Origin of the sequence: Streptomyces sp. DSM 110735, from assembly GCF_016482685.1 — a bacterium.
In the GTDB taxonomy this organism is placed as follows: domain Bacteria; phylum Actinomycetota; class Actinomycetes; order Streptomycetales; family Streptomycetaceae; genus Streptomyces.
In genome coordinates, this window is the sequence record NZ_JACYHF010000031.1 from 47911 (window position 1) to 69316 (window position 21406).

At 72.3% G+C, this 21406-nt stretch carries 18 protein-coding genes; 6 read left to right on the plus strand and 12 right to left on the minus strand.

Going from position 1 to position 21406, the window contains the following annotated elements:
* Window positions 1–66: 66 nt before the first annotated feature.
* The gene (locus tag IF655_RS29530) at window positions 67–702 is read right to left on the minus strand and encodes an alpha-ketoglutarate-dependent dioxygenase AlkB (RefSeq protein WP_199588221.1); all 636 of its coding nucleotides are present in this window, start codon (window positions 700–702) and stop codon (window positions 67–69) included.
* Between the two features lie 112 nt (window positions 703–814).
* Here IF655_RS29530 and IF655_RS29535 point away from each other — a divergent pair, with 112 nt between their 5' ends.
* Window positions 815–1438 (plus strand): TetR/AcrR family transcriptional regulator, encoded by a 624-nt coding sequence (locus IF655_RS29535; protein WP_199588222.1) that lies wholly within the window; start codon window positions 815–817, stop codon window positions 1436–1438.
* 27 nt (window positions 1439–1465) lie between these two features.
* Window positions 1466–3139: an FAD-binding dehydrogenase gene (locus IF655_RS29540; protein ID WP_199588223.1), complete on the plus strand. Its 1674-nt coding sequence runs from the start codon at window positions 1466–1468 to the stop codon at window positions 3137–3139.
* A gap of 15 nt (window positions 3140–3154) precedes the next feature.
* Here the strand turns inward: IF655_RS29540 and IF655_RS29545 are convergent, their stop codons facing one another.
* Complete coding sequence (locus IF655_RS29545) at window positions 3155–3502, minus strand: DUF488 domain-containing protein (protein ID WP_199588224.1); 348 nt, start codon at window positions 3500–3502, stop codon at window positions 3155–3157.
* Between the two features lie 171 nt (window positions 3503–3673).
* On the opposite strand from IF655_RS29545, the gene IF655_RS29550 reads away from it, so the two are divergent.
* Window positions 3674–5110, plus strand: a complete 1437-nt coding sequence (locus IF655_RS29550) for a M1 family metallopeptidase (protein WP_199588225.1) — start codon at window positions 3674–3676, stop codon at window positions 5108–5110.
* A gap of 24 nt (window positions 5111–5134) precedes the next feature.
* On the opposite strand, the gene IF655_RS29555 is transcribed toward IF655_RS29550, so the two are convergent.
* Entirely contained in the window at window positions 5135–6355 is a 1221-nt protein-coding gene (locus tag IF655_RS29555; RefSeq protein WP_199588226.1) for a saccharopine dehydrogenase family protein, read from the minus strand.
* Between the two features lie 130 nt (window positions 6356–6485).
* On the opposite strand from IF655_RS29555, the gene IF655_RS29560 reads away from it, so the two are divergent.
* Window positions 6486–7238 (plus strand): TetR/AcrR family transcriptional regulator, encoded by a 753-nt coding sequence (locus tag IF655_RS29560; RefSeq protein ID WP_199588227.1) that lies wholly within the window; start codon window positions 6486–6488, stop codon window positions 7236–7238.
* 54 nt (window positions 7239–7292) lie between these two features.
* A complete protein-coding gene (locus tag IF655_RS29565) occupies window positions 7293–8612 on the plus strand; it encodes an MFS transporter (protein WP_199588228.1) in 1320 nt (439 codons plus the stop codon).
* A gap of 18 nt (window positions 8613–8630) precedes the next feature.
* Here IF655_RS29565 and IF655_RS29570 read toward each other — a convergent pair whose 3' ends face one another.
* Together IF655_RS29570 and IF655_RS29575 are read right to left on the minus strand one after the other, a co-directional pair.
* Window positions 8631–9086, minus strand: a complete 456-nt coding sequence (locus IF655_RS29570) for a cyclic nucleotide-binding domain-containing protein (protein WP_199588229.1) — start codon at window positions 9084–9086, stop codon at window positions 8631–8633.
* 311 nt (window positions 9087–9397) lie between these two features.
* Complete coding sequence (locus IF655_RS29575; RefSeq protein WP_307815104.1) at window positions 9398–9700, minus strand: hypothetical protein; 303 nt, start codon at window positions 9698–9700, stop codon at window positions 9398–9400.
* A 143-nt stretch (window positions 9701–9843) separates the two neighbouring features.
* On the opposite strand from IF655_RS29575, the gene IF655_RS29580 reads away from it, so the two are divergent.
* The gene (locus IF655_RS29580) at window positions 9844–10287 is read left to right on the plus strand and encodes an ATP-binding protein (RefSeq protein ID WP_199588230.1); all 444 of its coding nucleotides are present in this window, start codon (window positions 9844–9846) and stop codon (window positions 10285–10287) included.
* Window positions 10288–10347: 60 nt separating this feature from the next.
* Here IF655_RS29580 and IF655_RS29585 read toward each other — a convergent pair whose 3' ends face one another.
* From IF655_RS29585 to IF655_RS29615, 7 genes are all read right to left on the minus strand, one after another.
* Complete coding sequence (locus IF655_RS29585) at window positions 10348–12669, minus strand: FUSC family protein (RefSeq protein WP_199588240.1); 2322 nt, start codon at window positions 12667–12669, stop codon at window positions 10348–10350.
* Window positions 12670–12832: 163 nt separating this feature from the next.
* Window positions 12833–14248 (minus strand): NAD(P)/FAD-dependent oxidoreductase, encoded by a 1416-nt coding sequence (locus tag IF655_RS29590; RefSeq protein ID WP_199588231.1) that lies wholly within the window; start codon window positions 14246–14248, stop codon window positions 12833–12835.
* A 207-nt stretch (window positions 14249–14455) separates the two neighbouring features.
* Entirely contained in the window at window positions 14456–14890 is a 435-nt protein-coding gene (locus tag IF655_RS29595; RefSeq protein WP_199588232.1) for an ATP-binding protein, read from the minus strand.
* 195 nt (window positions 14891–15085) lie between these two features.
* Window positions 15086–16990, minus strand: a complete 1905-nt coding sequence (locus IF655_RS29600) for a long-chain fatty acid--CoA ligase (RefSeq protein ID WP_199588233.1) — start codon at window positions 16988–16990, stop codon at window positions 15086–15088.
* A 295-nt stretch (window positions 16991–17285) separates the two neighbouring features.
* Window positions 17286–19493 carry a 1,4-alpha-glucan branching enzyme gene (gene glgB / locus IF655_RS29605; protein ID WP_199588234.1) on the minus strand — a complete coding sequence of 736 codons (2208 nt, stop codon included), beginning with the start codon at window positions 19491–19493 and terminating at the stop codon, window positions 17286–17288.
* Window position 19494: 1 nt separating this feature from the next.
* Entirely contained in the window at window positions 19495–20859 is a 1365-nt protein-coding gene (locus IF655_RS29610) for a maltokinase (RefSeq protein ID WP_199588235.1), read from the minus strand.
* 31 nt (window positions 20860–20890) lie between these two features.
* On the minus strand, window positions 20891–21406 hold a 516-nt coding region (locus tag IF655_RS29615), incomplete at its 5' end, for an alpha-glucosidase C-terminal domain-containing protein (protein WP_199588236.1).

Below are 21406 nucleotides of genomic sequence, written 5' to 3' on the forward strand. Positions count from 1 at the left end.
CCGTTCCTCGTCCCTTCGCCGTGGATCCGTCGGCAACAGCCAAGCAGACACGGGGTGATGGACGTGTCAGCGCACCCCGTGCGGACGGAACTGCACGCTGATCCGGGGTCCGGCGGCGCGGGCGGTCTTCGGTACGCAGTGCTCCCAGGTGCGCTGGCAGGAGCCGCCCATCACGATCAGGTCGCCGTGCCCGAGCGGGCGCCGCACCGTGGCGGCGCCGCCACCGCCGTCGGACGGGCGCAGCAGCAGGTCCCGGGGCGCGCCCACGGAGAGGATCGCGACCATGGTGTCCGCCCGCGCCCCGCGCCCGATCCGGTCGCCGTGCCAGGCGACGCTGTCCCGCCCGTCGCGGTAGTAGCACAGCCCGGCGGTCGTGAACGGCTCGCCCAGCTCGGCCGCGTAGTGCGCGGTGAGCGCGGCGCGTGCCTCGTCGAGCACGGGGTGGGGGAGCGGATCGCGCCGCTTGTAGAAGGCGAGCAGCCGGGGCACGGCCACCACGTTGTCGTACATCTTCCGCCGCTCCGCCCGCCAGGGGACCTCGGCGGCGAGCCGTTCGAACAGCGCGTCCGCGCCGCTCAGCCAGCCCGGCAGCACGTCGATCCAGGCGCCCGCGCCGAGTTCGGTACGGCGCAGCCCGGCGAGCGGACCGAGCCGCAGCTCGTCGGTCTGGTCGAACAGGGAGCCCTGGAGGTGCGTGGACATGGGGTCAGCGTACTCCTGAATCGAAAATACGTTCCCTTCGTGAATCCGGACCGCCCACTTTCGATACAGAGGTGTATTGAATACATTGGTGTATCGAACGGAGGTGGGCACCATGACGGACGGACTCAGCGCCCCCCGCGTCACCAAACGCCGGGCCAGGACCCGCGCCGAGCTGCTCGCCGCCGCCTTCGCGGTCTTCGCGGCCAAGGGCTTCGGACGGGTCTCCATCGAGGAGGTCTGCGAGGCGGCCGGATACAGCCGGGGCGCCTTCTACTCCAACTTCGCCACCCTGGACGAGCTGTTCTTCGCCCTCTACCGCGAGCGCGCCGACCTCATCGCCGCCCAGGTCGCGGGCGCCCTCGCCCAGGACGGCCCCGGACTCGACGTGCCCGCCTGTGTCGACCGCGTCACCGAGGTGCTGCTGCTCGACGTGGACTGGCTGCTGGTGAAGACCGACTTCCTGGTGCACGCCGCCCGCGACCCCGACACCGCCCGCGCCCTGCTCGACCACCGCGCCCGGCTGCGCGAGGCGGTCGCCGAGCGCCTGCGCCGGGCCCGCGACCTCGCCGTCCTGCCCGCCGTGCTCGGCGACGCCGACGGCGCGGCCCACGCGGTCGTCGCCGCCTACGACGGCGTCACCACCCAGCTCCTCCTCGACAAGGACGTGCCCGCCGCACGCGCCTGGCTGAAACAGCTCCTCACCGCCCTGCTGACCGACGGCAGCCGGACCCCCTGACCCACCCGACGGAAGGACACGCACACCATGGACGCGGACGCGATAGTCGTCGGAGCGGGCCTCGCCGGCCTGGTCGCCGCCCACGAACTCACCAGCCGGGGACGCAAAGTGGCCCTCCTCGACCAGGAGAACGCCGCCAACCTCGGCGGCCAGGCGTACTGGTCCTTCGGCGGACTCTTCCTGGTCGACTCGCCCGAACAGCGCCGTCTCGGCGTCAAGGACTCCCTCGACCTCGCCTGGAGCGACTGGCGGGGCAGCGCGCAGTTCGACCGCACCGAGGACGAGGACTCCTGGGCGGTGCGCTGGGCCCGTGCCTACGTCGAGTTCGCCGCGGGGGAGAAGCGCCCCTGGCTGCGCGGGCACGGCATCGAGCTGCTGCCCACCGTCGGCTGGGCCGAGCGCGGCGACCTGCGCGCCGACGGCCACGGCAACTCCGTACCCCGCTTCCACATCGCCTGGGGCACCGGCACCGGCGTCGTCGAGCCCTTCGTGCGCTACGCCCGTGAGGCGGCGCGCGACGGGCTGCTCACCTTCCACCACCGCCACCGCGTGGACGAACTCCTCGTCGAGGACGGCGCCGTGCACGGCGTACGCGGCACCCTCCTCGCCCCCGACGACTCCCCGCGCGGCGTCCCCTCCAGCCGCGAGACCGTCGGCGACTTCGAGCTGACCGCCGGAGCGGTGATCGTCACCAGCGGCGGCATCGGCGCCGACCACGACCTGGTCCGCCGCTACTGGCCCGAACGGCTCGGCACCCCGCCCGCGCACATGGTCACCGGCGTCCCCGCCTACGTCGACGGCCGGATGCTCGACATCACCGCCGAGGCGGGCGCCCGCCTGGTCAACCGCGACCGCATGTGGCACTACACCGAGGGCATCGCCAACTGGAACCCCATCTGGCCCGGCCACGGCATCCGCATCCTGCCCGGTCCGTCCTCCATCTGGCTCGACGCGCTCGGCCGCCGCCTGCCCGACCCCTGCCTGCCCGGCTACGACACCCTCGGCACCCTGCGCCATCTGCGCACCACCGAGGACATCGCCGGGTACGACCACTCCTGGTTCGTCCTCACCCGGAAGATCATCGAGAAGGAGTTCGCGCTCTCCGGCTCCGAGCAGAACCCCGACATCACCGCCAAGGACCGCAAGGCCGTGCTGCGCGACCGGCTGCTCGGCAAGGGCGCGCCCGGACCGGTGCAGGCGTTCCTCGACCACGGCGCCGACTTCGTCACCGCCCGCACCCTGGAGGACCTGGTCGGCAAGATGAACGGGCTCACCGGCAAGTCCCTCCTGGACGCCGCCGAGATCCGCCGCCAGATAGAGGCACGCGACCTCCAGATGGCCAACCCCTACAGCAAGGACTCCCAGGTCCAGGGCATCCGCAACGCCCGCCGCTACATCGGCGACCGCCTCGGCAGGGTCGCCGCCCCGCACCGCATCCTCGACCCGGAGGCGGGCCCGCTCATCGGCGTACGGCTCAGCGTGCTCACCCGCAAGACCCTCGGCGGAATCCAGACCGACCTCGACTCCCGCGCCCTCGGCCCGGACGGCACCCCGGTCGCCGGACTGTACGCGGCAGGGGAGGTCGCCGGGTTCGGCGGCGGCGGGGTCCACGGCTACAACGCGCTGGAAGGCACCTTCCTCGGCGGCTGCCTCTTCTCGGGGCGCGCGGCGGGACGAGCGGCGGCGAAGGAGACCGCCTGACACTCCCGGAGCCGCTCACTGCCGGAGCAGCTCAAGGAGCACCTCCGCCTGACTGCTCTTGGTGTGCTTCGTCGCCGTGAGCAGCGTGACCGGTCCCTCCCGGACCGCCTTCCTGAGGTCGTCGAGCGCGGCGGCGGCCTCGGGAGCGGTCAGCTCCCGCTCGTAGCGCTGCCTGAACTCCTCGAAGGAGCAACCGTCGTGGTACCAGTGACGCAGCTCCGTCGACGGGGTCAGCGCCTTGGGCCACTCGTCCAGGTGCGCCGCCTCCTTGGACACCCCGCGCGGCCACAGCCGGTCCACCAGCACGCGCAGTCCGTCCTCCGGCTCCGGCGGGTCGTAGATCCGGCGCACACGCACGCTCATGACCGGGCTCCCTCTGATCGGGCGGGGGACGCGTCCTGCGAGCGTACTGCGGGGGCGCCGGAGCCGCCGTACGGATCACTGCGCGTGACTTGACCCGCGCCGGGGCGAAACCGCGGAGCGCGCGCCCTACCCTGTGGACGAAGCGATCATCGCCGGACCCGAGGAGCGCACGTGAGGTCACCCCGCAGATCCGCCGCCCGACGCACCACGGTCCTGAGCCGCGAGGCGGTCCTGCTCACCGTGCCCGCCGTGGTTGCTGCCCTGCTCGGCGCCGCCGCACCCGCCGGGTCCGCCGCGTCCGGCAAGCCCGGCGCCCCGGGCGCGGGCGATGCCTACTTCCCGCTCAGCGGCAACGGCGGCTACGACGTGCGCCATTACGACCTCACCCTCCGCTACGACGTCGCCTCCCGGCACCTGGACGGCAAGGCGGTCCTCACCGCCCGCGCCACCCAGAACCTCAGCCGCTTCGACCTCGACCTGAAGGGGCTGAGCGTCACCGGCGTCACCGTGGACGGCGGCGCCGCCCGCCACACCACCCGCGACGGCCAGGAACTCGTCGTCACCCCCCGCCACGCCCTGCGCAAGGGGCACGACTTCCGCGTCACCGTCACCTACCGGGGCACCCCGAAGCCCGTCAGCGACCCCGACGGCTCACCCGACGGCTGGATCCCCACCGACGACGGCGCCTTCGTCGCCAACGAACCGCAGGGCGCCATGACCTGGTTCCCGTCGAACAGCCACCCCACGGACAAGGCGACCTACGACTTCACGGTCACCGTGCCCAAGGGGTACACCGCCGTCGCCAACGGCGTCCTGCGCGGACAGAGCACCGCCCACGGACTGACCACCTTCCGCTGGCACGAAGCCGAGCCCATGGCCGCGTACCTGGCCACGTCCACGGTCGGAAAGTTCCAGACCGAGCAGTACACGACCCGCGACGGGGTGCAGGTGTACAACGCCGTCGACCCGCGCGAGGCGAAGAAGGCGGCGCCCGTCCTCAAGAAGCTGCCCTCCGTCCTGGAGTGGGAGAGCAAGCTCTTCGGCCCGTACCCCTTCCGCGCGGCGGGCTCCATCGTCGACCACGCGCCCGACGTCGGCTACGCCCTGGAGACCCAGACCCGGCCGGTCTACGACTCCGCGCCCGACCTGGACACGCTCGTCCACGAGAACGCCCACCAGTGGTTCGGCGACTCCGTCTCGCTGACGAGCTGGAAGGACATCTGGCTGAACGAGGGCTTCGCCAGCTACGCCGAGTGGCTCTACAGCGAGCAGCACGGCGGCGACAGCGCGCAGAAGACCTTCGACGCCCTCTACGCCCGCCCGGCCAAGGACGCCCTGTGGGCCTACCCGCCCGGCGACCCCGGCAGCGGCAAGTACATCTTCGGCGACCCCGTGTACGAGCGGGGCGCCATGGCCCTGCACGAGCTGCGCCGGGCCGTCGGCGACAAGGCGTTCTTCCGCATCCTGCGCGCCTGGGCCGCCGCCCACCGCGACGGGCACGGCACGACCGCCGAGTTCACCCGACTGGCCCAACGGGAGTCCGGCAAGGACGTGGGTCCGCTGCTGCACACGTGGCTGTACACCAAGGGCAAGCCCGCCCACGCCTGAGCGCGGCGCCGGACACCGCCCGCGTCACTGCTCGCGCAGACCCCACGGCGAGCCGTACGCGGTGAGCAGATCGAGGAAGGGACGGGCCGGGAACGCCTCGGGACCGAGGACACCCCGGCCCGCCCAGCCTCCCGTGGCGAGGAGTTCGAGGGCGACGACCGGGTTCACCGCCGTCTGCCACACCACCGCCTGACAGCCGTACTCCGCCATCGACCACTCGTTGTCGACCACGTGGTACAGGTACACCTCGCGCGGCGCCCCGTCCTTGGTGCCGCGCACCCACGTGCCCGCGCAGGTCTTGCCGCGCATCCGGTCGCCCAGCGTCGCCGGGTCCGGCAGCCCCGCGGCCACCACGTCACGCGGCGAGACCTCCACCGGTCCGTCCGGTCCGGGCACCGTCACCGGGGCGGTGCGGTCCAGACCGAGCTGGTGCAGCGTGCGCAGGGTGTCGGTGAACTCCCGGCCGAGCCCGTACTTGAAGGTGACCCGCTCCGCGCCCACCCAGCGAGGCATCAGCAGCACCTCCTCGTGCTCGACGTTCACGCACTCCACCGGGCCGATGCCCTCGGGGAAGTCGAACACCTCGGGCTCGCTGAACGGCTCGGTGGTGAACCAGCCCCGCTCGGACTCGTAGACCACGGGCGGGTTCAGGCACTCCTCGATGGTGGTCCAGATGCTGAAGGACGGCGCGAAGTCCGCGCCCTCCACGGTGAGGTTGGCGCCGTCGCGGACCCCGATCTCCTCGATGGTGTCGAAGAGTTCGTCGGCCGCGTGCCGGGCGAACACGTCCGAAAGCCCCGGCTCCACGCCCATCCCGACCAGCGCGAGCCGCCCCGCCTCCGCCCACTGCCCGGCGAGCGCGAACTGCTCGTCGCCCAGCTTCACCCCGCACTCCTCGTACGGCCGCTCGGGGTGCGGGCGGGACAGCGACATCGCCATGTCGACATAGGTGGCCCCGGCGCCGAACGCCGCCCGGAACAGCGGCATCACGAAACGCGGGTCGGTGGCGTTCAGCAGCACGTCGCAGTCGTGCCGGGCGAGCAGCGCGGACACCGCGGACTCGTCCCCGGCGTCGACCCGCGCGGCCACGAAACGGGCGCCCTTCTCACCGAGAGCCGCGACGGCCGCCTCGGCACGGGCGAGGTCGTAGTCGGCCACCACCATCCGCTCGAAGAACGGACGGCGGGCCGCGATCCGGGTGACGGCGGTACCCACACCGCCGGCTCCCACGAGCAGTACACGCATGACGGAAACTCCCTGCCTGACACGGACGGAAACGACGACTCGGCAGGCGCGCCTTGGCCCGTATGCAACGCCTGCCCGTGCCGTAAGGTCAATGGCGTTGGCATAAGAGCGCCTGCGAGGAGGCTTCGCCGTGCCCAAACCCGTCGTCCCCGAGGAGCGGCGCCGCAGGCGGCGGCCGACGCGCGGCGGCATCGTGCTCTCCGAGGAGCTGATCGTCACCACCGCGCTCAGGCTGCTGCGCGAACACGGCAGCGCCGGGCTCACCGCCCGCCGCCTCGGGCTCGCCCTCGACTGCGACCCGAGCACCCTCTACCGCTACTTCCGGGGCATGGACGACCTCACCCTGGCCATCGGCGACGCGCTCATCGGGCAGGCGCTCGACGGCTGGGAACGCACCGGCGACTGGCGCACCGACCTGCGCACGATCGGGCTGCGCATCTACACCGTGTACGTCGACCACCCCCAGGCCGCCGTGCTCACCGCCGGGCGGGTCACCGGGCGCGCCCATGAACTGGCCGCGGACGAAGCTGTGTTGGACGTGCTCGCCGGGGCGGGTTTCTCGCTCCCGGAGACGGTCCGTGTCTACCACGCCTTCATCGACCAGACGCTGGCCTTCGCCGCCCTCGACGCCGCGACCCTCGCCCTGCCCAGCGCATCCCAGCGCGCCGACGAGGAGCAGTGGCAGTCGACGTACGCCCGGCTGCCCCGCACCACCCACCCGCGCATCGCGGAAGCCGCCCCGCTGCTGGCCCGGCGGATGATGCACAGCGCTTATCCGACGGCGCTGGAGATGCTGCTGGACAGCGCGGCGGCGCGGCTCGACACCGCCGGTCCGGCCGGATCGCGAAACGGGTTCGGCCGGAGGCGGGAGTTGCTGCGATAGTGAGGCCCGAATCGAAAGATGTATCGAGCAACGGATCGAGCGACCAGGAACCCCGTGGACACGAGCGAGAGCAGCAGCACCGACCCAGGCACCGCCACCACCCCGCCCGCCGAGACCGCTCCCGCCGACCCGCCGCCCCGGCGCGGATGGCGCCGCTGGGCCATGGACACCCGGCCCCTGCGCATCCCGGCGTACCGGCGCCTGTGGACGTCGACCATCGTCACCGCCGTCGGCAGCCAGCTCACCGCCGTCGCCGTGCCCAAGCAGATCTACGACATCACCCACTCCTCCGCCTGGGTCGGCTACGCGAGCCTCGCCGGTCTGGTGCCCATGGTGGCCTTCGCGCTGTGGGGCGGCGCGGTCGCGGACACCGTGGACCGGCGCAAGCTGCTGCTGGTCACCAACATCGGCATCGCGGTCACCTCGCTGCTGTTCTGGGCGCAGGCGTTCGTCGGCCTCGACTCGGTGCCCGTGCTGATGGTGCTGCTCGCCGCCCAGCAGGCGTTCTTCGGGCTCAACTCCCCGGCCCGCAGCGCCTCCGTCGCCCGGCTGGTCCCGGAGTCGGAGCTGCCCGCCGCCAACGCGCTCGGCACCACCGTCATGCAGACAGGACTGGTCGCCGGACCGCTGCTCGCCGGAGTGCTGATCCCGGTCATCGGTCTGCCCGAGCTGTATCTGATCGACGCCCTCGCGCTGTGCGTCACCGTGTGGGCCGTCTTCCGGCTGCCCGCGCTGCCGCCGCTCGGCGGGACGACCGCGCGCCGGGCCGGGGTGCGCGAGATCGCCGCCGGGTTCCAGTACATCGCCGGGCACAAGGTGCTCCTGATGTCCTTCCTCGCGGACATCGTCGCCATGGTCTTCGGCATGCCCCGGGCGCTGTTCCCGGAGCTGGCCGCCGAGACCTACGCCCCCTGGGGCTCGGGCTTCGCGCTCGGACTGCTCTTCGCCGCCGTCCCCGTCGGCGCCGTGCTCGGCGGACTGTTCTCCGGCGTGTTCTCCCGGGCGCGCTCCCACGGCTGGATGGTCATCGGTGCCGTCGTCGCCTGGGGTCTGGCCATCGCCGGGTTCGGGCTGAGCGGCAACCTGTGGGTGGCCGTCGCCTTCCTGGCCGCCGCGGGTGTGGCCGACATGGTCTCCATGGTCTTCCGGGGCGCGATCCTGCTCTCCGCCGCCACCGACGAGATGCGCGGGCGGATGCAGGGCGTGTTCACCGTCGTCGTGGCGGGCGGCCCGCGTCTCGCGGACGTCCTGCACGGCACGGCGGGCGCGGCGTTCGGCACCCGGGCCGCCGTCGCGGGCGGCGGCGCGCTGGTCGTCGCCGTGATGCTGGTCCTGGCCGCCGCGGTCCCCGCGCTGCGCCGCTACCGCGTCTGAGCCCCTGCGTCCGAGTCGCTACAGCGGAGTGCTCCGCCGGATCGCGTACTGGTCCATCAGCTTGCCCCGCGTGGTCTCCAGCCGATGGGCCAGGATCTCGGCGACCGTGCGCACCAGCGACAGTCCGAGCAGCGGGTCCTCCACGCACACCCCGAGCACGGAGGGCCCGTCGAACTCGTAGGCCCGTACGTTGCTGAACGCCACCGCGCCGAAGTCCCACTGGTAGGGCGGGAACAGCCAGGACCAGCCGAGCAGGTCGCCCGCGCCGAGCGTGGCCACCGTGACGTGCTGGTGCGAGGTGACCTGCTGGTCCAGCGAGACCGCCCCCGAGCGGATCACCCAGAACCGGTCGGCGACCCCGCCCGCCTCGAAGATCCGGGTGTCCTCCGGGAAGGACACCTCCTCGGCCAGTTCCATCAGCCGCTCACGTTGTGCTCTGGGCAGGGCGGTCAGCAGTTTTATCGCCTTGGTCATACGCGGGGCTCCTCACCGGGCGGCGGTTCGGGTGCTGTCCCTCGGACCCGCCGCGGACGTCCCGTCTGCCCCGCAACCGGCCCTAAGCCCATTTCAGCCGCTACCGCCCCACCGGGCACCTCGGCGGCCCGGCGCTTTTCCGGAAGACCGGCGCGCGGGCAGAGAAAAGCCCTGGCTGGACGGGGGAAACCAGCCAGGGCAGTCCGACGTGACGCGCGGAAGGGCACTGCGGGAAAGCCTCGCGCCGCTCCCTCGCCACGTATGGATGAACGATAAACCACCCTCCGGTGCGGAGGCCAACCCCTCTCCGCTCACGTGACCCGCCTCACTCCCGGCCCGACCGGCCCGCCCTGCCCCACCGGTTCAGCGGGTTCCACCGGTCCCACCGGTCCCGGCTCGTGGGCGGCGAGCGCGCCCGGCGCGATGATCTCCGTCAGCACACTGCCCACCACCTCGTACGTCCGAGCCCGCTCGGACGCCTCCCGCGCCTGGTCCGGATCGGTCGCCGTCAGGCTCTGCGCCCGCTCCCGCCAGACCCGCTCCTCCTCGGCGGCCACGTCCCGGCTCCGCCGGATGCGCCGCAACAGTTCGTCCGCGTCCACCACATCGGTCATACCCGTCCCCTACCCCTTCAGGGCGTGGTGATGACACCGGCACCGAGGGTGTTTGACACCGCCACGACAGGTCAGCCGCATGGAGAGACCCGGCGCACTCGAGCCACGGGACGGCCGGGACTTTCCGTGAGGGAGGGATCAGGATGATGCGCGAGCGGCAGCAGCACACACCCGGCCCGGCCACGGTGCCCGAGAAGGGACCCCGGACCCTGACCTACCGCCCCGCCGACGCGCGCAGCGCCGTGCGGCGCACGCTGAGCGAGCACTGCCGGACCAGGGCCGTGCCGTGCGCGGACGAGACCCTGGACGACGCCCTGCTCGTGGCCTCGGAGCTGACCTCCAACGCCATCGTGCACGGCGGCGGCATCACCGGCTTCGAGGTCGACGTCGACAGCGCGGGCGTCCGCCTCTCGGTGTGCGACCGCAGCGACGAACGCCCGGTGTGCTCGGCCAGGTCCCGCGAGCCCGACCACTCCCGGACCGGCGGCCGGGGCTGGCCCCTGGTGTGCCTGCTCGCCCGGGACGTACGCGTCTGCGGGCTGCCGTACGGCGGCAAGCGGGTCACCGCCGTCGTACCGCTGCGCTGAGCGGGGGCGAAGGAACCTGGGGAACCCGCGCCCGAAGAACCTCGGGCGCGAGGAACCGCCCTACTGGCGTGCCTTCTCCGGGCTGTCGGTCTTCCCGGACTTCTCCGCCTTGCGGGACTTCTCGCCCCTGTCGGACTTCTCGGTCTTCTCGGTCTTCTCGCTCTGGCCGATGTCCGGCTTCTCGACCGGCACGCCGAGCGGGCGCGCCAGACCCGAGACCGCCTCGTCCAGGCGCTGGAGATGGCGCAGCACGCGGTCGGTGACCCGGCCGTAGCGCGGGGTGCCGAAGGTGCCCGGCTCCAGCATCGACGCGATGCTCGGACCGGTCTCGATCTCCGCCTTGGAGCGCGGGTCGCGCACATGCTCGGCGATCGACTCGATGTTGTGCACGATCCGCCCGCACACCCCGCTCAGCCGGGGGTCCGCCGCGATCGACGGATGGCTCGGCAGCAGCTCCGCCGTGGCGGCGAGCGCCCGGCAGTGGTACGCACACGTCTCCAGGAGCGCCAGCACGTACCGCGCGGTGTCCCGGCGCGAGCGCAGCGGGGTGACCGGATGCGTCAGCGGCTGCACGGCGGTGCGCAGATCGGCCAGCGCCTGGTCCATGTCCCGCGCCTTGTCCACCAGGTCGAAGTGGCGCCTGCCACTGAGCTGGTCCACCGCCGCCCGGGTCGCGTCGGCCAGCTTGTCCAGCACGTCCACCAGCAGCTCGTTGGTCCGCAGGTCGGTGCGCACCGGCAGCACCACCGCCGCCGTGATGATCCCGCAGGCGGCACCGAGCGCCGTCTCCTCGATCCGCAGCAGCAGCACCGCCATGCTGTAGGTGTTCAGCAGCGTGTAGAGCAGCCCCAGAGCCGCCGTCACGAAGAACGACATGAGCGTGTACGACAGGGGCGCCGTGTAGAACATGGCGAACACACACACCAGCACCAGGATGAACGCCGTCCAGGTGTGGTGCCCCACCACACCGGCGAGACCGATACCGGCGACCACGCCGAGGATCGTGCCGAGCAGCCGACGGGAGCCCTTGACCAGGATCTCCCCGGTGGAGGCGGTGTTGATGAACACGATCCAGCAGGTCAGCACCGCCCAGTACCAGCGCTGGCTGGACAGCAGCTCGCCGCCCACGATGGCCAGCGCCGACCCCACGGCCACCTGGATCGCGGCCCGGGTGGTCGGCCGGTGCAGCCCCGACTGGTCGCGGTCCTCGTCCTCGCTCTCCTCGCTGCCCTCGATGCCCGCCTCCTCCGCGTCCAGCTCCTCGCGGGAGCGGGCGGTGGCAGGGGAGTCGTCCGACTCGTCCTGCGGACCGTCCAGGGCGGTCCGCAGACCGAGCACCGCGCGCGCCGCCTCACCGATGCCCCGGAACACGTCCTGGAGGGGCGGGGACGCCTTGGGCAGGTTCTCCGCCTCCCGGTAGCCGAGCAGCCGGTTGCGGACCTGGGCCAGCGCCGTGCCCGAAGCCTCGCCCGCCGGGCGCAGCACCAGCAGCCGCAGCGCCTCCAGATCCCGGCGCACCGTCGCCCGCGCCTCGTCGCGCACCGGCATCTGACCGTGCGAGGGCAGCGAGGCGCCCGGCAGATGCAGGGTCAGGGTGTCGGTCCGCTCGGCGCTGCGCGCGGTGAGCAGCAGCAGACCCAGCCGCTCGGCGGCGATCTCCGCCTCCGCGATACGGCGCTGCAGCAGCCGTGCCATCGCCTCGTCGTCGGTGCCCCGCTCCAGGCGCCCCTGGATCATCAGCGCCGTCTCGTGCAGCCGCGCGGTGCCGGTGCGCAGATCCCCGAGGACCTTGTCGACGTCCTCGGGACCGGCGTCCAGCAGCTCGATCTGGCTGCTGATCAGCAGTCCCAGACGGGCCCGGAAGGCCCGGCGCAGCCGGTCGAGCGTGCCCGCGGCGGTCTGCGGCAGCAGGACGAACCGCGCCAGCGCGCTGCACACGAACGCCACCGAGATGACTACGAACAGCGAGGGCAGCAGATCGACCGTGGCGCGCACGAACAGCGACAGGAAGTAGATCTGGAAGCCGATCAGACCGAGCCCGGTGCCCCGGTCGCCGAATCTGCGCCCGTAGACCGCGCAGAAGATGAGCAGCAGGAAGCAGGCGTCGCTCACCAGCGGCCACTGGTTGAGCACCGCGCCCAGCGACACCGCCGCGAACGCGACGGGCACGCACAGCGCCAGGGTGACGATCTGCGGGCGCCGGTCGATCTCCCGTACGGCGAAGGTCGCGGACATCGCCGCCATGGCGCCCGCCACCAACTGCGGCACCGGGAAGCGGAGCAGCCCGAGCGCCACGAGTGTCATGGCGATGGCGATGACCGTGCGCAGCCCCGCGGTCAGCCGCAACAGTCCGGGGTCGGACGCGGAGAGCCGGTCCCACATGCGTACGCGCACCGCACGTCCCACTGCCTTCACGCCGCCGCGCTCTTTCTTCCGTGCCGGAACATGATCCGCACACCAGCATGTCACGACGTGCGGCGCGGCTCGCCTCCACCCGGCGGGCCGCGCCGCACGTCAGGGGCCCGGGGCGGACCCCGGTGCCGCCTCAGGAGCCGCCGAGAGCCTTCCCCTTGACCTGTCCCTCGATCCGCCCCTCTGCCTCGGCCCGGTCCACCTCACCGCGCGCCTGCTGGGGCGTCAGATAGCTGTCGGTGTACTCGAAGTCCTTGAGCTTGGCGGGCTTGCGCGCCTGGAAGCCCGTGCGCACGAAATCGTCGCCCGCGACGGCGTTCAGCAGCCAGTTGACCAGCACCCGCGCCTTGGCGACGTTGGTGCGCAGCGCGGACCAGTGGTAGCCGCGTGCCACGAGCTGGGCCAGGACGCCGCGCAGCTCGATGCCGAGCGGTCGCGAGACCGCGTCCTTGCCGCCGAGGTCGACCACGAGCCCGAGGTCCTTGTGGACGTACGGCTTGAGCGGCTGCCCGCGCAGGGCGGCGATGACGTTCTCCGCGACCCGCCTGCCCTGGCGCATCGCGTGCTGCGCGGTGGGCGGGCAGATCGCGCCCTCCTCGTGCTTGGCGAGGTCGGGGACGGCGGCGGCGTCGCCGAGCGCGAACATGCCGTCGTGGCCCGGCACGGTCATCTCCGGGGTGACGGCGAGCCGGCCGCGCACCGTCTCGGCGTCGAAGGTGCCGACCAGGGGACTGGCGGCGACCCCGGCGGTCCAGATCAGGGTGTGGCTGGGCAGCACCCGGCCGTCGGTCAGCGTGATCTCGTCCTCGGTGACCTTGGCGACGGAGACACCGAGCGAGACGTCGATGCCCCGGTCCCGCAGGACCTTCATCGCCGCCTTGCCGAGACGGTCGCCCAGCTCCGGCATCAGCTTGGGCGCGATGTCGAGCAGATGCCACTTGATCAGGCTCGGATCGAGCCGGGGATAGCGCTGGACGGCGGCGTGGGTGAGGCGCTGCAGACAGGCGGCGGTCTCCGTGCCCGCGTAACCGCCGCCCACGACGACGAACTGCAGCCGCGCCTCGCGCTCGGCGGGGTCGTCGCTCGCGTCGGCCAGATCGAGCTGGGAGATCACATGGTCCCGGATGTACGCGGCCTCGGCGAGCGTCTTCATCCCGAAGGCGTGCTCGGTCAGACCCGGGATGTCGAAGGTGCGGGTCACGCTGCCCGGGGCGAGGACGAGATAGTCGTACGGCTCGTTGACGATCTCGTCGGTGATCGAGCGGATGACGCACACCTTCGCCTGGGGATCGACCCCGATGGCACCGCCCGGGATGATCCGGGTGCGGTACTTGCGGCTGCGGCGCAGGGAGACGGCGATCGACTGCGGGGTGAGCACCCCGGAGGCGACCTGGGGGAGCAGGGGGAGATAGAGCTGATAGGAGAACGGCGTCACCAGCGCGACGTCCGCCTCCCCGGGTGCGAGTTCGCGCTCCAGACGGCGAACGCACTCGACGCCGGCGAAACCAGCGCCGACCACCAGAATCCTGGGTCGTGTCACGGTGTTCATCCCTTTCTGCGGCTCCCGGAGGACCGGCCCGACTGCCGTCCGCCTGCCCTGCACCGCTGCCACCACACACATCGATCCCACCGCGCCGTGGGCCGTTGTGCCAGCCGGGCGGGGCGGCCGGTCGAACATCGGCCGCACCCCTGGGCATCACCCTGCCCCCCGTGCCCCGGCGGCAACCCGATCCCGCCGGGGCACGGACCGCGGTCCTCACCAGGGCAGGAACGCGTGGATGTCCTTGCCGTCCTCGTCCACCACCACGCTCACCTGGTCGCACAGCGTGTGCAGCAGATGCCAGCCGATCCCGCCCCCGCCCGTGCTCGGCCGGAAGGGGCGCGGCTCGGGACGGACGGTGCTCGTGTCGTGCATGATCACGTGCACCCCGTCGAAGGTGCGGCGCAGCCGCAGCCCGAACGGACCGGGCGCGTACTGGATGGCGTTGGCCGCCAACTCCGTGACCACCAGCAGGATGTCGTCCCAGTACTCGGGCGCCCGGGGCGGTGCGTCGGTGGACAGGGAGCGCAGGAACTGCTCGGCGGCCAGCCGCGCCCCGGTCACGTTGGACAGCTCGCCCGGGAAGGAGAACACACGCTCGTGCGTCTCCTGTGAGGGCGGTGTCTCGTCCCAGCGCGGCTCGCTCGCCATCTTGCGTCCCCGGCCCCGGAAACCCGGGGCGGTCGTGTTGACCGATCAGTTTCCCTGCTGCGGGTTCCCCTCGCTCACGGGACTACGCGTCCACCCGGTGACCGGCGATTATTCACCCGCCGCCCGGGCTGCGCACCCCTTGCGGCACAAGATGTCGCCTGTCGGCGGAGGCTGTACGTCGGCTGCCGACGGAGGCTAGCGGAACACGTTGTCCGAGTCGTCCCAGTCGGCGGGCTCCTGCGGAAGCGAGCGTCGCGCGGCACGGGAGCGTGCCTCGTACATCGCGTCGATCTCCGCCGCGAAGTGCCGCACGATCGCGTCCCGGCGCAGCTTCAGGGACGGGGTCAGCAGCCCGTTGTCCGGCGCGAACGGCTCCGGGAGCACCCGGTAGACCCGTATGGACTCCGCGCGCGAGACCGCGCTGTTGGCCGAGGCGACCGCCCGCGCCAGCTCCTCGCGCAGCGCGTTCTCCTCGCGTGCCTCCCGGCCGCCCGGCTCGCCGTGGAAGGCCAGCGCGGTCCGCCAGTGCGCCAGGAACTCCGGGTCCAGCGTGATCAGCGCGCCCACACAGGGCCGGTCGTCCCCGACCACCACCGCCTGGTGCACCAGCGGATGCTCCCGCAGCCGCTGCTCCAGCGGAGCCGGGGCCACGCTCTTGCCGCTGCTCGTGACCAGCACGTCCTTCTTGCGCCCTGTGATCGTCAGATAGCCCTCGCCGTCGAGGCGTCCGATGTCCCCGGTGGCCAGCCAGCCCGAGCGCAGCGCGGCCCGGGTGCGCTGCTCGTCGCCCATGTAGCCCTGGAACACCGAGGGACCGCGCACCAGGATCTCCCCGTCGTCGGCCACCGCGATCTCGGTGCCCGGCAGCGGCATCCCCACCGTCCCCGTCTTCTCCCGGCCCACCGGCTGCATGGTGATCCCGCCGCTGGTCTCGGTCAGCCCGTAACCGTCGTGCAGATACAGCCCGATGCCCTCGTAGAACAGCGACAGATCACGGCTGAGCGAGGAGCCGCCCGAGGTGCCGCGCTGGGCCCGGCCGCCGAGCGCCGCGCGCAGCTTGCGGTACACCGTCCGCTCGTACAGGGCGTGCTGGAGCCGCAGGTCGAGACCCGGACCGGGTCCGGTGCCGAGCCGCGCCCGCTCCTGCGCCTCCGCGAAGTCCCGCGCCGTCTCGGCCGCCCGCTCGAACACCGGTCCGCGCCCCGCCTGCTGGGCGGTGCGCAGGAAGGTCTTGTACAGCTTCTCGAACACCGAGGGCACGCCGTAGAGGTACGTCGGCCGGAACGTGGCCAGCGCCGAGGCGAGCGCCTCCTCGGTCATCTCGGGCTCGTGCGCCATCAGGAAACCGCCCCGCAGGCACATCTGCATGATCATGAGCCCGTACACGTGCGAGAACGGCAGGAACGCCAGCACCGAGGGCTGCTCACCGGGCGGACCCGCGGTGTGCCCCCAGCCCGCCAGCAGCACGTCGCACGGGTACGCCAGGCTCCGGTGGCTCAGCGCGCAGCCGAGCGGACGTCCCGAGGTGCCCGAGGTGTAGGCGATGACCGCCGTGGAGTCCGGCAGCACGATCCGGCGCAGCGACTCCACCGTCGTCAGCGGGATCTCCGCGCCGCGCTCGGCCAGTTCACCCAGCGCGCCCGCGTCGAGCTGCCAGACGTGCCTGAGCCGGGGCAGTGCCGCGCACACCGTGCCGACGGTCATGATCCCCTGCTCGTCCTCGACCGCCACGGCGACGCAGGCAGCCTCCCGCAGGATCCACTCCACCTGCTCCCGCGAGGAGGTCGGATGGATCGGGACGATCTCCGCGCCCACGGTCCACAGGGCGTGCGCCAGCATCGTCCACTCGACCCGGGTGCGGGCCATCAGGGCCACCCGGTGGCCCGGCGAGATCCCGGCGGCCACCAGCCCCTTGGCCAGGGCGACCACCTCGTCCCGCAGCGCGGCGGCCGTGACCTCCTCCCACACGGTCGCGGCGGCGTTCTTGCGCCACGCGAGCAGGGGCAGACCGGGACTGCGGTCCGCGGTCTCGAAGACGGTGTCCGCGAGCCCGCCGGTGGGAGGCGGGACCGCTGCTGGAGCGAGGGCGACGTCGCGCATGGCGCTGCTCCTGGTATGTACCGAGGGTGACTCCGCCGATCGGCTCTGTGTCGGCGGTGCACGAATCTAGCCCAGGTAAGCGCTTTCGGTGAGGGGAAGCGGAAACTCGTGATCGAGCGATGATCTTTGGGCGCCCGGTGGGCCCCGTGAACCGCCCTTCCGCGTGCATATGAGGACCGCGCCCACGGGGTCGCTCCGGGGTACGACGCGAGGAGCGGCGGGGGATACGACGCGAGGGGCGGCCGGAGTCGTCGAGACCCCGGCCGCCCCTCGGCGCCCTGGTGCCGCTCGCCGCTCAGCCCGCGGGCGTCAGCCAGATGGTGGCGAGCGGCGGCAGCGTCAGCCGCAGCACCCCGTCCTCCGGCTTCAGCCCCTCGGCCGCGCCCGTGGCCACACCGCCGCCGCCGTACTCGGCCGCGTCCGTGTTCAGCGCCTCCCGCCAGACCGGGACCTCGCCGGGCACGGCGAGGGCGTAGTCGTGGCGGACGACGGGGGAGAAGTTCGACACCGCGAGCAGCGGGGTGCCCGTCTCGTCGTAGCGCAGGAACGCGAAGACGTTGTCGTCGGCCGCGTCGCACAGCACCCAGCGGAAGGCGCCCGGGTCGGTGTCCCGCTGCCACAGCGCCGGGGTCTGACGGTACCGCGCGTTCAGGTCCCGCACGAGGTCCTGGACGCCGCGGTGATCGCCCGCCGAGCAGTAGCCCTCGTCCAGCAGCCACCACTCCGGACCGTGCGCCTCGGACCACTCGCCGCCCTGCGCGAACTCCTGCCCCATGAACAGCAGTTGCTTGCCCGGGTGGGCCCACATGAAGCCCAGGTACGCACGGTGGTTCGCGCGCCGCTGCCACCAGTCGCCCGGCATCTTCGACACCAGCGCCTGCTTGCCGTGCACCACTTCGTCGTGGGAGATCGGCAGGACGTAGTTCTCGCTGTACGCGTACACCATCGAGAACGTCATCTCGTGGTGGTGGTACTTGCGGTGCACCGGCTCCTTCTGCACGTACTCCAGCGAGTCGTGCATCCAGCCCATGTTCCACTTCAGCCCGAAGCCGAGACCGCCGCTGTCCGTCGGCCGGGTTACGCCGTCCCAGGCGGTGGACTCCTCGGCGATGGTCACCACCCCGGGGCAGCGCCGGTAGACGGTGGCGTTCATCTCCTGCAGGAACGCCACCGCGCCCAGGTCCTCGCGACCGCCGAAGACGTTCGGCTCCCACTGACCGGAGTCGCGCGAGTAGTCGAGGTAGAGCATCGAGGCGACGGCGTCCACGCGCAGCCCGTCGATGTGGAACTCCTCGCACCAGTACACCGCGTTGGCGACAAGGAAGTTGCGCACCTCGGTCCGCGCGAAGTCGAACTCGTAGGTTCCCCAGTCCGGATGCTCCGCGCGCCGGGAGTCCCCGGGCTCGTAGAGCGGGTCGCCGTCGAAGCGGGCCAGCGCCCAGTCGTCCTTGGGGAAGTGCGCGGGCACCCAGTCCATGATCACGCCGATGCCCGCCTGATGGAGCCGGTCCACCAGGTACTTGAAGTCGTCGGGCGAGCCGAGGCGCGGGGTGGGCGCGTAGTACGAGGTGACCTGATAGCCCCACGACCCGCTGAAGGGGTGCCCGGCGACCGGCATCAGCTCGACGTGCGTGAAGCCCATCTCCTTGACGTACGCCGGGAGTTCGTCCGCGAGCTGACGATACGTCAACCCGGGTCGCCAGGAGGGCAGATGCACCTCGTACACCGAGAACGGCGCCCGGTGCACCGGCGTGTCCCCGCGGTGCGCCATCCAGTCCGCGTCGTGCCACTCGTGCCGCGACACCGCCACCACCGACGCCGTGTCCGGCGGCACTTCGGTGGCGCGGGCCATCGGATCCGCCTTCAGGAAGCGGTGGCCATGGCGCGAGGTGATCTCGAACTTGTATCGGGTGCCCTCGCCGATGCCGGGCAGGAACAGCTCCCACACCCCGGACGCGCCCAGCGAGCGCATCGGGTACTGGGTGCCGTCCCAGAACGTGAACTCCCCTGCCACGCGCACACCTTGAGCGTTCGGCGCCCACACCGTGAACCGGGTGCCCGCCACCCCCTCGTGCGTCATCGGCTCCGCGCCCAGCGCCTTCCACAGCTCCTCGTGGCGCCCCTCGCGGATCAGATGCAGATCCAGCTCACCGAGCGCGGGCAGGAAGGCGTACGGGTCGTGCACCTCGTGCTCGCCGTCGTCGTACGTGACGAGCAGCGTGTACGACGGGATCTCCCGGTACGGCAGGACGGCGGCGAACAGACCGCCGCCCTCCGACTCCAGGGAGGCTCGCTCGCCGTCCACCACGACGTGCACGGCGCGGGCGTTGGGGCGCAGCGCCCGGAACAGTACACCGCCGGGCGCCGGATGCGCGCCCAGCAGGGCGTGCGGGTCGTGGTGCGCGCCGCCCAGCAGCCGGTCGCGGTCGGCGGCGGTCAGCGGCGGCGCGTAGACGCGTGGCGGGCCCGCGGACTCGGGGGGAGAGATGTCGTGCAGTGCCATGTCAGCCTCCCCACGCGGCGAGTCGCTCGATCGCGGCCATCGGTACCGGCAGCCAGTCCGGCCGGTGTCTCGCCTCGTACAGCACCTCGTACACCGCCCTGTCCGTCTCGTGCGCGCGCAGCAGCGCGTGCTTCTCGCGTGGGTTCCAGCCCGCGCGGGCCGCGTAGCCCGCGCAGAACGCCTCCCGGCAGCGCAGCGCCCAGTCGGGTCGCCAGGGGCGGCGCTGCCGGGCCGCGTAGTCGAAGGAGCGCAGCATCCCGGCGATGTCACGCACCGGGGACTGCGGGGCGCGCCGTTCGTCCAGCGGACGGGACGGCTCACCCTCGAAATCGATCACGAACCAGTCGCGCCCGGCCCGCAGCACCTGACCCAGGTGCAGATCGCCATGCACCCGCTGCACCGGCGGACCGGAGTCGCAGGAGGCGAGCGCCGCGAACGCCGCCCGCAGTCCCGGCACATGGGGCCGCAGCCCGGGGACCGCACGCGCGGCGGCGTCGAGCCGCGCGCACATCTGCTCCGCCGTACGACCCCGCTCGCCGGGACCGGCGACCGGGAACGCCTCGGCGAGAGCCAGATGCACCTCGGCCATGGCACTGCCCAACTCCCGCGCCTCGGCGGCGAAGTCGTGACCGTCCGCCAGCGCGCGCAGCGCCAGCGTCCATCCGTCGGCGGCGTCCGGCAGGAACGGCTGGAGCACGCCCAGCGTCGCCGGATGCGGGCTCGTCGTGCTGAACCAGGACACCGGCGCGGGCACCCGCGCGCACCCCTGCGCGGCGAGCGCGCCCGGCACCTCCAGATCCGGGTTGACGCCCGGCTGGATCCGGCGGAACACCTTCAGGATGTACGAATCGCCGTACACGATCGAGGAGTTGGACTGCTCGGCGGTCAGCAGCCGGGGCGCGAGACCGCCCGGCACCCGGGTCGCCGGGTCCGTCTCGAAGCGCAGCGGACCCGCCTGACCGGGGCGGCGCAGCCGCTCCAGGAGCAGATGCGCCGAGCGCGGATCGTGCAGCGCGTCGTAGACGGCGAGGCCCTTGAACGGTCCCTCCTCGGCGCGCCCGATGAAGGCACGCTCCAGCCGCGGTGCCATCTCCTCCCGCAGACCGAGCAGGAGTTGGTAGCAGTCGCCGGGCGGGGGAGTGCCGCCCGGGGTGGGCAGCGGCGCGTGCGAGGCGTTCACCAGCAGATGCAGACAGCCCGGGAACAGCTCGGTCATGGACAGCACCGTGAGATCGGTGACCGGCCGGTCCTTTCCCGCGAACCAGCGCTGTTCGGGGAGCCATTCGAGCAGCAGGCCGCGCAGCGAGGACGGCCGCCGTCCCGCGTCGGTCGCGGCGCGGGGGGAGAGGGTGATGGTCTTCGGCATGGTCACGCGTCCTTTCCTCGGCGCCTGGCGCTCAGCGGCGGCGGCCGATGCGGGATGCGGCTCGGGTGAGCCGGAACCAGTAGAAGCCGTGGCCCGCGAGGGTCAGCAGATAGGGCAGTTCACCGATCGCCGGGAAGCGCACCCCGCCGATCAGCTCGACCGGGTGACGCCCGTCGTAGGACCGCAGATCCAGCTCGGTGGGCTGCGCGAACCGGGAGAAATTGTGCACGCACAGCACCAGGTCGTCGCCGTGTTCCCGCAGGAAGGCGAGTACCGCCGGGTTGGAGGACTGCAGTTCGGTGTAGGTGCCGAGTCCGAAGGCGGGGTTCTGCTTGCGGATCTCGATCATGCGGCGCGTCCAGTGCAGCAGGCTGGACGGGGACGACATCGAGGCTTCCACGTTGGTGACCTGGTAGCCGTAGACCGGGTCCATGATCGTGGGGAGGTAGAGCCGTCCGGGATCGCAGGGCGAGAAGCCCGCGTTGCGGTCGGGGGTCCACTGCATGGGGGTGCGGACGGCGTCGCGGTCGCCGAGCCAGATGTTGTC